Genomic DNA, 12,613 nt, shown 5'->3' with positions numbered 1-12,613 from the left:
TAAAAAAAATCTCCGTGAAAACGGAGATTTTTTTTTATGCCCACTGAATACCTGCAGCAGATTTTTCTACGACACCTTCATATTCTGAAAGCAAATGCTGAAAAATGGCGTCCCATGATTGAGTAAGAGCATATTGTCTCGCTGCATGGCCAAAGTGAAGCCGCTGATGCAAATCATCGAGTAAATCTGTAATAGCCGAACTGAATTCTTCTAAGGAGTGAGGTTTGCAAAGGTAGCCGTTTCGCCCGTGCTGAACCATCTGTTTAACGCCTCCTGCATTTGCTGCCACTACAGGAGTTCCAGAAGCAAGAGACTCCAGTACAACATTTCCGAAGGTTTCTGTTTCTGAAGGAAAAACAAACAAATCAGATGATGAATAGATATGAGCAAGTTGCTTACCTTCAAGGAAGCCTGTAAATGTCATATGCTCAGATGCTTGCTGCTGCATTTGCTCTTTTAAAGGGCCGTCTCCCACAATAACCCAGTGAATTTGATGGCGGATATGATCGGGTAGAGATCGTGCGATTTTCATTAAAAAATCAGCGTTCTTTTCTTTAGCTAATCTTCCTACATAAGTTAAAATGTAGGGTTTTTTAATATTATATTTAATACGAATATCAAAGCGGTCATAGTGGGGGTGAAACAATTTGTGATTCACCCCTCGCGACCAAATAGCTACGTTGTGAAACCCTTGTTCTTCTAGCTGCTGTTTGGTCACTTCGGAGGGAGCGAATATTTTTTGTACAGGTTTATAAAACCATTTCATATATTTTTGCAATGGTACACGCATTTTTTCAAGTTCATAGTGAGATAAATAATCATCAAAATTGGTATGATAAGAGCCGACAAGAGGAACACCTAATCTTTTCCCGTAATAGGAGCCGCAAAGCCCCATTGTAAAAGGAGTGGCCAAATGAATAATAGAAGGATTGAATTCCCGCAGCTGCTTTTTAATTTTTAGAACGTTTGGCAATGAAAAGCGGCTGTTTGGATAAAGGAAAAACGGCATGCTGGGCGAACGGTGAACATACGTTGAAAATGACTGATCATGAGCAAATTCAGGAGCAAATACCTGGATGGGAATTTGCTTTGATTTGACATACTGAGTAAATTGATAAAGTGTTTTAGCAGCTCCGTTAACTTCTGGAGCAAATGTATCCGTAAATAAAGCAATTCTCATTAGTACTCCTCCTATCAATTAGGTTAAAAATATGTTCAGTGAAACAGCACCTGAAAAGATGCCCAGTATCAGACCTACCATGACATCCGTCGGATAGTGCAGACCGAGATAAATTCTTGAAATTCCTACCGTTACTGCAAGAGGCAAAAGAACAGCAGCGAAGGCTGGATAAACAATCATAAGAGGGGTAACCAACGAAAAAATAGCTGTTGTATGTCCAGATGGAAATGAATGATCTTTTAATGGATTTTCTAACACTTTTGTATGTTTTAATTGAATATAAGGTCGTTTTCTCGGATATAGTTTTTTAGCAATGGCGACTGGAATATGACTAACGGCTAGAGAAAACGCACAAGCGTAAGCGACGGATGAAGGATGCAGAAATAGCAGCAAGCACGCTATCACAATGGTAAACGTGGCTCCGCCGGCGTGAGTTAGTAAACGCAAAAATCTATTTAAGTGCTTTCGATCAAAATGTTGGTTGACGCTTTTGAATAATCGGCATTCGGCATCGTATACATACTGAATTAACTTGGCTTTCATAGAGTCGCTCCCTTTTCAATAAATACGTCTTTATTATTCAGTTTAATCTTTAATTGTGGAGGCAGTACTAAAACGATGTAAATTAATATGGAAATTTCTTTACAATTGTGGAGAGAATAGAACATGATTGGAGAGTTTGTGGAGATACTAAAAAAATTCCCTCAGTATGACTTTCTGAGGGAACGTTCCCTTTATAATGAAGAATCAGATTTCTTAATAGACTTATAATACTGACCTTTTTCTACATATTCTGTACGAATGCGCTGCATATCTTTTAAATCCTCTTCTGTCAGAGTGCGGATCACTTTAGCAGGTCGGCCGAGTGCAAGAGTATTAGGCGGTATTTTTTTACCGGGAGGCACTAAGCTTCCAGCACCGATAAAAGCACCTTCACCAATTTCCGCACCGTCTAAAATAATAGAACCCATGCCAATGAGTGCGCGTTTGCGGATGATGGAGCTATGTAAAATAACTTGATGTCCTACTGTCACATCATCCTCAATAAGCAAAGGAGCATTTGGGCTTTGATGGAGTGTTGATTGATCTTGTATATTTACTCGTTTACCAATAATCGTAGGTGAAACATCTCCTCTAATAACAGTGTTAAACCAAATGCTGCTTTCTTCACCGATGGTGACATCTCCAGTAATCGTGACATAGTCTGCGATGAAGCAGCTGGGTGCAATGGTAGGCATTTTTTCTTTATACGGATAAATCATCAAATCATCTCCCTTTATTAGTTGAAAAAAAGTAGTAAATCTTCTAATGTAAGTGTACAAAGGTTTTTTAAGCAGGTAAACAAAAAAAGGAAGAAGGAGTAACTCAAATGCATAAATGGGAAGCAGTAAATCCAAAAGGCGTTATTGTCATGGTCCATGGAGCAGCGGAGCATCACGGACGCTATCGCTGGCTGATTGAGATGTGGCGTTCGGTTGGAATGCACGTAATTATGGGAGACCTTCCTGGCCAAGGCTTAACAACAAGAAGAAGAGGACATATCCTATCCTTTGATGAATATGTATATGAAGTGGAAGAATGGGTACGTGAAGCGCAAAAATATGATTTGCCTATTTTCCTGTTAGGTCACAGTATGGGAGGACTGGCGGTTATTCGTACGCTGCAGACAAAAAATCTCCCTATATGGGGTGCGATTCTTTCCTCACCTTGTTTAGGATTAAAAGAGCAAGTACCAGCTTATTTAGATATGTTATCTAAAGGATTAAATAAAGTTATGCCGAACAAACTTTTTGATTTAGGCCTCACTGTTGAAAAAGCAACAAGAAACCAAGAAGTTCGAGATGAAGATGAAAACGACTCACTGTATGTTACAAAAGTTTCTGTAAGGTGGTACCGGGAATTGATCCAAGCTGTTAACTTAGCTTTTAAAGATATCGATCGGTTGCCTGATGTCCCGCTTCTTGTGATGCAGGCAGGAGAAGACAAAATTATTGAAAAGCTGATTGTTAGGCAGTGGTTTGATGAAATAGAACTAAGTGAAAAAATCTACAAAGAATGGTCTCAGTTGTACCACGAAATCTTTAATGAGCCTGAAAGAGAATACGTTTTTACATATGCAAAAAGCTTTGTTGATCTTCACATTTAATGAGTGCTGTAAGAAGTTGAGGTGAAAATAAATGAAGATTCCGTCTCGTCCTATTTCATTAATGAGAAAAATTTATCGAGAAGTGTTTCCTGTCGTTCATCATGAGCTCAATTATTGGCGCGAACGGGCAAAAGAGATTCCTAATAAAGAATTGCGTACTCAAGCATTGGCAAGTATCGATACAAAAACTTTTCATTGTGAAGGAGGCGGTATCCTATCGATTTTAGCGAAAGAAAACATGGTGGAATGCATAAAATTTATTGTTGCCTACCAAACAATCAGCGATTACTTAGACAACTTATGTGACCGCAGCAATTCGCTTGACCCTAAAGATTTTGCCGCCTTACATGAATCGATGCCAGATGCGTTGACTCCTCATGCACCCCTTGGCGATTACTATCGTTTTCGAACGGATAAAGATGACGGAGGATACTTAGCCGGACTTGTCCAGACTTGTCAGCAGTCCTTACGAAAAGCTTGTAATTACCATATAGTCTCTTCACATTTATTAGAACTAGCTAATTATTATTGTGATTTGCAAATACATAAGCATGTTGAAATCAAGGAAAGAGTTCCACGATTAGAGAATTGGTTCGATGCTCACCGGCACAGTGTTCCTGAAATGGAGTGGTATGAATTTTCAGCGTGCTCTGGTTCAACGTTAGGCATTTTTTGTTTGGTCGCTTATAGCTTTCAAGAAGAGATGACCGAAGAAATGACGCAGAAAATAAAAGCAGGATATTTTCCTTATATTCAAGGCTTACATATTTTACTCGATTATTTAATTGACCAAGAAGAAGATAAAGCAGGAGGAGATTTGAACTTTTGTTTTTATTATCCTCATTATCAGCAAATGATGGATCGTTTTTTGCATTTTGTCGTAAAAGCGGATGAGTATGCTAAAAAACTGCCAGATTATCACTTTCACTGCTTTATTTATAAGGGCCTCTTGGGCGTTTATTTGTCCGATCAAAAAGTCCGGGCACAAAAACACGTCCATGTGAATGCACGTAGATTAATCAAAGCGGGGGGAGCACTCAGCTACTTTTTCTATATCAACGGACGCTTGTACCGAATGTTAAAAAGATAAGCCATATGCGGCTTATCTTTTTTCAATAGCAATGATGAAGGGAGGGTTGTTTTGCTGATTCATGAAGCGATATTGTAAAACATGAACGTTTTTTTGATCAAGGTTTTGGACATACGTTAGTAAATCGTCTCTTTCTTGTTTCCCTTGTTCGTGTCCATGATAAATAACGAGCACAATCACTCCTTCAGGTGCTAGCAAATCAAGTAACTGCTCAATTGCAGAGATTGTTGTTTCAGAAGTGGTGACGATGTCTTTATCTCCACCTGGTAAATAACCTAAATTAAAGACAGCTCCTGTGACTCGTCCATTAATAGAGTGGGGAAGCATGTTTATATTGCTATGGCTTTCTTGGATAAGCGTGACTCGTTTTTCTACATGATGTTCTGTCAGTCGCTGCTGAGTTGCTTGAATGGCTTGGGGCTGAATGTCAAATCCATATACATGACCTGTATCTCCGACTAAGTTGGCTAAGAACAATGTATCATGTCCATTTCCTGCTGTAGCATCGATCGCGACATCTCCTTCCGCCACAGCATTAGTGAGCAACGTGCGGGCAAAAGGCAGGATACGTTCTATTTTCATCTTTCCATCAACTCTTTTTCATAATATTTTCCTTGATAGCTTTGGCGACGTTCGAGCTCTTGATCAATGGCATTTAATACGCTCCACTTATTTACGCTCCACATCGGTCCAACCATGAGGTCTATCGGTCCATCGCCTGTAATACGATGAACAATCATCTCAGGAGGGATTACTTCGAGCTGATCGCATACAAGCTTTACATATTCTTCAAATGAAAGAAATTCAACAAGGCCCTTTTCATACTGTTTGACCATAGGAGTTCCTTTTAGTAAATGAAGCAGATGAATCTTAATTCCTTGAACGTCTAATTTTGCTACTTCCCGTACCGTTTCCATCATCATCTCAGGTGTTTCTAAAGGCAAACCATTAATGATGTGAGAACAAACGCGAATACCGTGTTTTCGAAGCTTTGCTACGCCATCTACATAGCATTGATGATCGTGTGCCCGGTTGATAAGCAGTGAAGTTCGTTCATGAACAGTTTGCAGTCCAAGCTCTACCCATAGATAAGTTCGTTCATTTAATTCAGCCAAGTACTCCACCACATCGTCGGGGAGACAGTCAGGGCGCGTGGCGATAGAAAGCCCAACAACTCCGGGAAGCTTTAAGACAGCTTCATATTTTTCACGAAGCTCCTCGACAGGAGCATGAGTATTAGTAAATGCTTGAAAGTAAGCAACGTATTTTCCGTCTTTCCATTTATGATGCATTTTTTCACGGATTTCATTAAATTGTGTCACAAGGTCATCTGCTCTGTTTCCGGCAAAATCCCCCGAACCGGCAGCACTGCAAAACGTACAGCCGCCGTGAGCTACCGTGCCGTCTCTGTTTGGACAATCAAATCCTCCATCTAAGGCTACTTTAAATACCTTATGGCCAAAGTGGTTACGTAAGTGGTAATTCCAGGTATGATAACGTTTGTTTTCAGATTTATACGGAAATGGGTTTGTCTGATTCAAATCAGCAACCTCCTTTTTACATGCAATATACATCAACAAATTGTATCAAAAACGTGAAAAAGTGCCAAACAAATTTAAGGATGCTTATATTTAACAGGTTCTTCTTGTCGTAAAGGGAAGTAAAGTTGCGCAAAATAAGACAGAAATGAACGAATAGGAGGAATAGAGAATGACAACTCGTCAAGCAGTGGATCAACTTATGCAACAGTGTGAAGATGCTATTCGCTTTGGACAAGGTCAGTTGCAGGAAGGCATGAAGCAAGAACATTATAACGACACTGAATATACAAAAGCACAGGAAAAATTAGAAAATGCTTATAAAGAAATTGAAGAGTTTTCTCACAGTGCAAATGCACAGCAAAGAGAGCAGCTATATCGCATGCGCCTGCAAGTTCAGCAGCTGCAAAATAAATTGATCACAACTCAGCATTAAGGAGAGGATTTTATGGCAACGCGTTCAAATCAAAATAATCCGGAACAAAAAACAAAAAACGGGATCAACAGTAATGACATTGAGCTAGGAAAAGATTTTGATCCGGTAAAAGAATTAAAAGCACGAAACAGCAAGCGTGCACAGCCGGTTCGTTCGAAGCAAAAGTAAGCGGTAAAAAGGTGATTTTGCATGATATTGTCATGTGAAATCACCTTTTTAAATAGTCAGCGAATTTCAAATAAATTGTCTATATGTAAAAGCATTGCGAACCCTTTAAGAAAAGACTAGAATGTACGTTGGCATTCGAATAGATAGGGGGGGAGATCAATGCCCAAATCACTTTGGTTTTTGATTATTGGTATGCTTGTAAACGTAACGGGAGCTTCATTTTTATGGCCTCTCAATACAATTTATATAAATGAACATTTAGGAAAGTCATTATCCGTAGCAGGAGTGGTTCTTATGCTGAATTCTGCTGCAAGCGTAGTAGGAAATTTGCTTGGAGGAACGCTTTTTGACAAAATAGGAGGATATAAATCCATTTTATCAGGAATTATTATTACTCTTATTGCATTAGTGGGACTCGTGTTTTTCCATGGTTGGCCTACATACGTTGTTCTCTTGGTTGTTGTAGGGTTTGGATCTGGTATTGTGTTTCCATCTATGTATGCAATGGCAGGGTCCGTTTGGCCACAAGGCGGAAGAAAAGCATTTAATGCGATGTACGTTGCTCAAAATGCAGGAGTAGCTATTGGCGCCGCGGTAGGGGGCATTGTAGCGTCTTATTCATTTACGTATATTTTCTTAGCTAATACAATTTTATACGTTATTTTTCTGCTTATTGCTATTTTTTCATATCGTCATATTTCGGTTACCGTTGGACAAACGAATGTCCTTAATGAAGCAGGAAGCATTGGGCATAAAACGAAGCTGACTGCTCTTCTTATTTTATGTACGGGGTATGTCTTATGCTGGGTTGCGTATGTTCAGTGGCAAACAACGATTGCTACGCATACGCGTGAGCTGAATATACCTCTTTCTAGCTACAGTTTGCTTTGGACGATTAACGGGATTTTAATTGTAGTCGGTCAGCCTTTGATCGTACCCATCATTCAAAAAGTAGCAAAAACGTTAAAAGTACAGGTCCTAATTGGAACGGTTATTTTTGTGGCTTCTTTTGTTATCGTGGTGAATGCTACAACATTTCCGCAGTTCTTAACAGCAATGGTTGTGTTAACAATTGGAGAAATGTTCGTTTGGCCAGCCATTCCAGCTGTTGCAAGTCAGTTGGCTCCATCTGGAAAAGAGGGATTTTATCAAGGCGTAGTTAACAGCATGGCTACTGCAGGTAAAATGATTGGTCCTCTCTTTGGAGGCGTTATTTTCGATGCGTTTAATATGTCTACGCTGTGCTATTTATTAATTGGGCTATTGCTATTCAGCATGTGTACAACATGGATATACGATTATAAATTAAAAGAAAAACGTCAGCGTTCACTAACCATCTCTAAATAAATAGAGGTGGTTTTATTTTTGACTGCTGAATAAACGTAGGAATGTCTTCGGTATTCCTTTAATAATATAGTAAGGGTTGTGACAAGCAAAGAAAGGAGTATATACCTGTAAATATGTAAGCGTTTTCTAATTATATGACTTCATGGGGGGCTAAACATGCTTAGTATGATTGGATTAATTGGAGGGTTATTGCTGCTCATTGTACTAACGATGAGAGGCATGAATTTATTTATAGCAGGTCCGCTCAGTGCTTTAGTTGTTGCGTTAACAAGCGGAATGCCTTTATTTCCACAGCTGGTGAAAGAAGGAGAAGCAAATTTTGTTGGAAATTACATGTCTGGTTTCACAGGATTTATTGCTTCTTGGTATTTAATGTTTCTATTGGGCGCCGTCTTTGGAAAAGTAATGGAAGACAGCGGGGCCGCTGATAGTGTTTCTCGCTGGATTGTCAGTAAACTAGGAATGAAAAGAGCAGTGTTGGCGATTGTACTTGCCTGTGCGGTCTTAACATACGGAGGAGTCAGTCTGTTTGTAGTAGCATTCTCTGTCTATCCAATGGCTTTAAGCTTATTCAAACAGGCTGATTTGCCGAGGCGATTTATCCCTGCTGCTTTAGCATTCGGTTCCGTTACGTTTACGATGACCTCGGCTGGATCGCCTGAAATCCAAAACTGGATTCCAATTGAATATTTGAAGACTAGTCCGTATGCAGGATGGGAAGTTAGTTTAGTTGTAGCGGTAGTGATGGCTGTATTCGGCTACTGGTGGTTAAAGCGCTTGATTTCAAAAGCAGTTAAAAATGGAGAGCGTTTTGTATCACGCGAGAAAGATCCAGCAGTAACGGAAAATCAGTCTCTTCCTAATCCGTTATTAAGTTTGCTTCCCCTTGTGGTCGTGCTCATTATTTCTTTTGCACTTCATAAGCCACTTCAGCAATCTGCGTTGATTGTCGCACTTTTAAGTGGTATCATTGTCACTTATATTGTGAACCGAAAGCATTTTAAAGGATTTTGGAATGCAGCTTCAGAAGGAACCTTGGGTGCGTTAATTGCGATTGGGAATACAGCCGCTGTAGTAGGTTTTGGAGGGGTTGCTAAGGCTGTTCCCGCGTTTGGAGTAGCTGTAGATGCCATGACGCATATTCCAGGAAGTCCGTTAATTGGGGGAGCTATTGCGGTGAGTGTTATCGCGGGGATGACAGGTTCGGCTTCAGGAGGTCAGGCGATTGCACTGCCAATTTTAGCCCCTCACTATCTAGATGCTGGTGTAAATCCAGAAGCTCTCCATCGCGTAGTAGCTATTTCCTCTGGAGTATTAGATTCATTGCCTCATAATGGTTATGTCGTCACCACAATTAATTCTATTTGCGGAGAAACTCATAAAGATGCGTATGGATCAGTTGCCGCTATGACGGTAATTGTTCCGCTTGTTGGTCTTGTACTTGCGATTATCCTGTTTTCTTTTGGATTTGGCATTTAATAATAGCCGCTAAAGAAAGTAGAGACTGGAATAAAAGTATTTTAGGTGAAGGAAGATCCGAACGACGAATCGTTCGGATTTTTTTATGTTTATGGTGAACGTAGGTTTCATTTGTTTAGGTGCTTCGAGCTGTGGAGTGGAGGGTAAGACAAAGACTCCTGAAATAGGTGAGATCCCGCATGAGTGTATGCAACGAGGAGGCTCATTGGCTGCCCGCGGAAAGAGAAGTCTTGCACGGAAATCAACAGCGGTGTAACCAAGAGATTCATACTAGCGCATTTATCCTATTTGTTCGTCTTTAAATTGGATTGATTTAGTTATGTCTCACTGTCTTTTTTGTTTGGCCGTGGATGTATGTTTTTGGGAGAAGTTGTTCATATATAAGAATGAAAGAGAAGATTTAGCAACAAAGCAGTGCTGCAGTGTAGAAACTTTTACAAAATCCGTTGAACAACTTGCAGTTTACGAACATATTATTTACAATACAAGGTAGTATGATGTAAAAACTATGATAAGGAATAGTAATGAACGAAGCGAGCTAAGAGAGCTGACGGGTGGTGCGAGTCAGCAAACGAGCGTTCATGAACTCACCTTGGAGTTGTAAATGTGAAGGAAAGTAACATTTACCGTCTATCCGCGTTAAGGAAAATGAGTGAGTACATAATTGTGCTAATTTGGGTGGTACCGCGGGAAGTTTATTCAACCTCTCGTCCCTTTGTTTGAGGGATGAGGGGTTTTTTAGTTTAATTAAATACAGCTGGAGCGTACAAGGAGGATTATGTATGGCTTTTAATCATGAAAAGATCGAACAAAAATGGCAAAAAGTTTGGGAAGAAAATAAAACATTTAGAACAACAGAAGATGAAGGAAAGCGTAAGTTTTACGCATTAGATATGTTCCCTTATCCATCTGGGGCGGGTTTACACGTTGGGCATCCAGAAGGTTATACAGCAACGGACATTTTATCTCGTATGAAGCGTATGCAAGGATACAATGTGCTTCATCCGATGGGATGGGATGCATTCGGACTACCTGCTGAACAGTATGCATTAGATACAGGAAACGACCCGGCTGAATTCACTGAACTTAACATTAATAATTTCCGTCGTCAAATCAAATCGTTAGGTTTCTCTTACGATTGGGAGCGAGAAATTAATACAACTGATCCAAACTACTACAAATGGACGCAGTGGATTTTCTTACAGCTATATAAAAAGGGCTTAGCTTACGTGGATGAAGTAGCTGTTAACTGGTGTCCTGCTCTAGGAACAGTACTTGCGAACGAAGAAGTTATTGACGGCAAAAGTGAGCGTGGGGGACATCCGGTTGAGCGTCGTCCAATGAAGCAGTGGATGCTTAAAATCACAGCTTACGCAGATCGTTTACTAGAAGATTTAGATGAGCTTGATTGGCCAGAAAGTATTAAAGAAATGCAGCGCAACTGGATTGGTCGCTCTGAAGGAGCTCACGTTCACTTCACAATCGACGGATATGATGACACATTTACTGTGTTTACAACGCGTCCTGATACGCTGTTTGGGGCAACGTATGCCGTTTTAGCGCCTGAACATCCGTTTGTAGAAAAAATTACAACAGCCGAACAAAAAGAAGCGGTAGAAGCGTACTTAGATCAAATTAAAAGCAAAAGCGATTTAGAACGTACAGACTTAGCTAAAGACAAAACAGGCGTATTTACCGGTGCTTATGCAATTAACCCTGTAAACGGCGAGAGAATGCCAATTTGGATTGCTGACTATGTTCTAATGAGCTATGGTACAGGTGCAATTATGGCTGTTCCCGCTCATGATGAGCGTGATTATGAGTTTGCTGTTAAATTTGAACTGCCGATTAAAGAAGTAGTAGCGGGTGGAGACGTTTCGAAAGAAGCTTATACAGGCGACGGCGAGCACGTTAATTCAGAATTCTTAAATGGTCTAGATAAAGAAGAAGCAATTTCAAATATGATTCAGTGGCTTCAAGCAAATGAAAAAGGTGAAAAACAAGTAACATACCGTCTGCGTGACTGGTTATTCAGCCGTCAGCGCTACTGGGGTGAACCGATTCCTGTTATTCATTGGGAAGATGGCACAACAACTGCAGTTCCTGAAGATCAGCTTCCGCTTGTTTTACCAAAAACAACTGAAATCAAGCCGTCAGGTACAGGTGAATCTCCATTAGCAAACATTGATGACTGGGTGAACGTTGTAGATCCGGAAACGGGCAAAAAAGGGCGCCGCGAAACAAATACAATGCCTCAATGGGCAGGCAGCTGCTGGTATTACTTACGCTACATTGATCCGACAAACAGTGAAGCGTTAGCAGATGCAGACAAATTAAAAGAATGGTTGCCGGTTGATATTTATATAGGTGGAGCTGAACACGCTGTTCTTCATCTATTGTATGCTCGTTTCTGGCATAAGTTTTTATATGATATCGGCGTAGTTCCAACAAAAGAGCCGTTCCAGAAACTGTTTAACCAAGGTATGATTCTTGGAGAAAACAATGAAAAAATGAGTAAGTCAAAAGGTAACGTTGTAAATCCAGACGAAATCGTAGAAAGCCACGGTGCAGATACGCTTCGCCTTTACGAAATGTTCATGGGACCTTTAGATGCATCAATTGCTTGGTCAACAAAAGGGCTTGATGGTGCACGCCGTTTCTTAGATCGTGTATGGCGCTTACTTGTTGACGATAACGGTGAATTAAGCAGCAAGGTTCAAGAAAGCAATGACACTACACTCGAACGCGTATATCACCAAACGGTGAAAAAAGTAACGGAAGATTACGAAGGCCTTCGTTTTAATACAGGTATCTCTCAACTTATGGTATTCATCAACGACGCATACAAAGTTGACGTGCTGCCAAAGCAATACGTAGAAGGATTTGTGAAGCTATTAGCACCAATTTGTCCTCATACGACTGAGGAATTATGGAGCAAACTAGGTCACGAAGATACAATTTCATATGAGGCTTGGCCTGCGTTTGATGAAGCGAAACTTGTAGATGATGAAGTGGAAATTGTCGTTCAAATTAACGGTAAAGTACGTGCAAAATTAAACGTACCTGCTGAAGCATCTCGTGAAGAGCTTCAAGATATTGCAATGGCTAATGAAGATGTTCAAGAGTTCATTGAAGGTAAGACAGTGCGCAAAGTGATTGCTGTGCCTGGTAAATTAGTAAACATCGTAGCTAATTAAGTATTGATGTAGAACAGACCCCCTGACTAAAG

Annotated in this window: 12 protein-coding genes and 1 other annotated feature; of the genes, 7 read left to right on the top strand and 5 right to left on the bottom strand. The window is 40.2% G+C overall.

What is annotated here, in order from left to right:
* Positions 1 to 34: 34 nt before the first annotated feature.
* From ACO1DI_RS08960 to ACO1DI_RS08950, 3 genes are all read right to left on the bottom strand, one after another.
* Positions 35 to 1,180 carry a glycosyltransferase family 4 protein gene (locus ACO1DI_RS08960; RefSeq protein ID WP_243550036.1) on the bottom strand — a complete coding sequence of 382 codons (1,146 nt, stop codon included), beginning with the start codon at positions 1,178 to 1,180 and terminating at the stop codon, positions 35 to 37.
* Between the two features lie 18 nt (positions 1,181 to 1,198).
* Positions 1,199 to 1,723 (bottom strand): phosphatase PAP2 family protein, encoded by a 525-nt coding sequence (locus ACO1DI_RS08955; protein ID WP_014457968.1) that lies wholly within the window; start codon positions 1,721 to 1,723, stop codon positions 1,199 to 1,201.
* 191 nt (positions 1,724 to 1,914) lie between these two features.
* Positions 1,915 to 2,442, bottom strand: a complete 528-nt coding sequence (locus ACO1DI_RS08950; RefSeq protein ID WP_014457969.1) for a gamma carbonic anhydrase family protein — start codon at positions 2,440 to 2,442, stop codon at positions 1,915 to 1,917.
* A 107-nt stretch (positions 2,443 to 2,549) separates the two neighbouring features.
* On the opposite strand from ACO1DI_RS08950, the gene ACO1DI_RS08945 reads away from it, so the two are divergent.
* Together ACO1DI_RS08945 and ACO1DI_RS08940 are read left to right on the top strand one after the other, a co-directional pair.
* Positions 2,550 to 3,326, top strand: coding sequence for an alpha/beta fold hydrolase (locus ACO1DI_RS08945; RefSeq protein WP_013059532.1), 777 nt, complete (start codon positions 2,550 to 2,552; stop codon positions 3,324 to 3,326).
* 31 nt (positions 3,327 to 3,357) lie between these two features.
* Positions 3,358 to 4,416 (top strand): tetraprenyl-beta-curcumene synthase family protein, encoded by a 1,059-nt coding sequence (locus ACO1DI_RS08940; RefSeq protein WP_014457970.1) that lies wholly within the window; start codon positions 3,358 to 3,360, stop codon positions 4,414 to 4,416.
* Between the two features lie 12 nt (positions 4,417 to 4,428).
* On the opposite strand, the gene ACO1DI_RS08935 is transcribed toward ACO1DI_RS08940, so the two are convergent.
* Both ACO1DI_RS08935 and ACO1DI_RS08930 read right to left on the bottom strand, forming a co-directional pair.
* The gene (locus ACO1DI_RS08935) at positions 4,429 to 4,998 is read right to left on the bottom strand and encodes a class I SAM-dependent methyltransferase (protein WP_115655002.1); all 570 of its coding nucleotides are present in this window, start codon (positions 4,996 to 4,998) and stop codon (positions 4,429 to 4,431) included.
* The gene (locus tag ACO1DI_RS08930) at positions 4,995 to 5,957 is read right to left on the bottom strand and encodes a TIGR01212 family radical SAM protein (protein ID WP_014457972.1); all 963 of its coding nucleotides are present in this window, start codon (positions 5,955 to 5,957) and stop codon (positions 4,995 to 4,997) included. Before ACO1DI_RS08930 ends, ACO1DI_RS08935 begins: the two co-directional genes overlap by 4 nt.
* 169 nt (positions 5,958 to 6,126) lie before the next feature.
* Between ACO1DI_RS08930 and ACO1DI_RS08925 the strand changes: the two genes are divergently transcribed.
* The 5 genes from ACO1DI_RS08925 (at position 6,127) to leuS (ending at position 12,581) form a co-directional block, all read left to right on the top strand.
* Entirely contained in the window at positions 6,127 to 6,390 is a 264-nt protein-coding gene (locus ACO1DI_RS08925; protein WP_013059528.1) for a YtzC family protein, read from the top strand.
* A gap of 12 nt (positions 6,391 to 6,402) precedes the next feature.
* Positions 6,403 to 6,558, top strand: coding sequence for a hypothetical protein (locus ACO1DI_RS08920; RefSeq protein WP_013059527.1), 156 nt, complete (start codon positions 6,403 to 6,405; stop codon positions 6,556 to 6,558).
* A gap of 159 nt (positions 6,559 to 6,717) precedes the next feature.
* Positions 6,718 to 7,905 (top strand): MDR family MFS transporter, encoded by a 1,188-nt coding sequence (locus tag ACO1DI_RS08915; RefSeq protein WP_029319939.1) that lies wholly within the window; start codon positions 6,718 to 6,720, stop codon positions 7,903 to 7,905.
* 156 nt (positions 7,906 to 8,061) lie between these two features.
* Positions 8,062 to 9,384: a GntP family permease gene (locus tag ACO1DI_RS08910; RefSeq protein ID WP_014457974.1), complete on the top strand. Its 1,323-nt coding sequence runs from the start codon at positions 8,062 to 8,064 to the stop codon at positions 9,382 to 9,384.
* 499 nt (positions 9,385 to 9,883) lie between these two features.
* Positions 9,884 to 10,102 (top strand) — a binding site (T-box leader).
* A gap of 64 nt (positions 10,103 to 10,166) precedes the next feature.
* On the top strand, positions 10,167 to 12,581 hold the full coding sequence (leuS, locus tag ACO1DI_RS08905; protein WP_243550034.1) for a leucine--tRNA ligase: 2,415 nt from the start codon (positions 10,167 to 10,169) through the stop codon (positions 12,579 to 12,581).
* Positions 12,582 to 12,613 lie beyond the last annotated feature (32 nt).

The organism is Priestia sp. 40 (genome assembly GCF_049368575.1).
Taxonomy (GTDB): domain Bacteria; phylum Bacillota; class Bacilli; order Bacillales; family Bacillaceae_H; genus Priestia; species Priestia zanthoxyli.
This window is presented reverse-complemented; position numbering and strand designations above follow the sequence as displayed.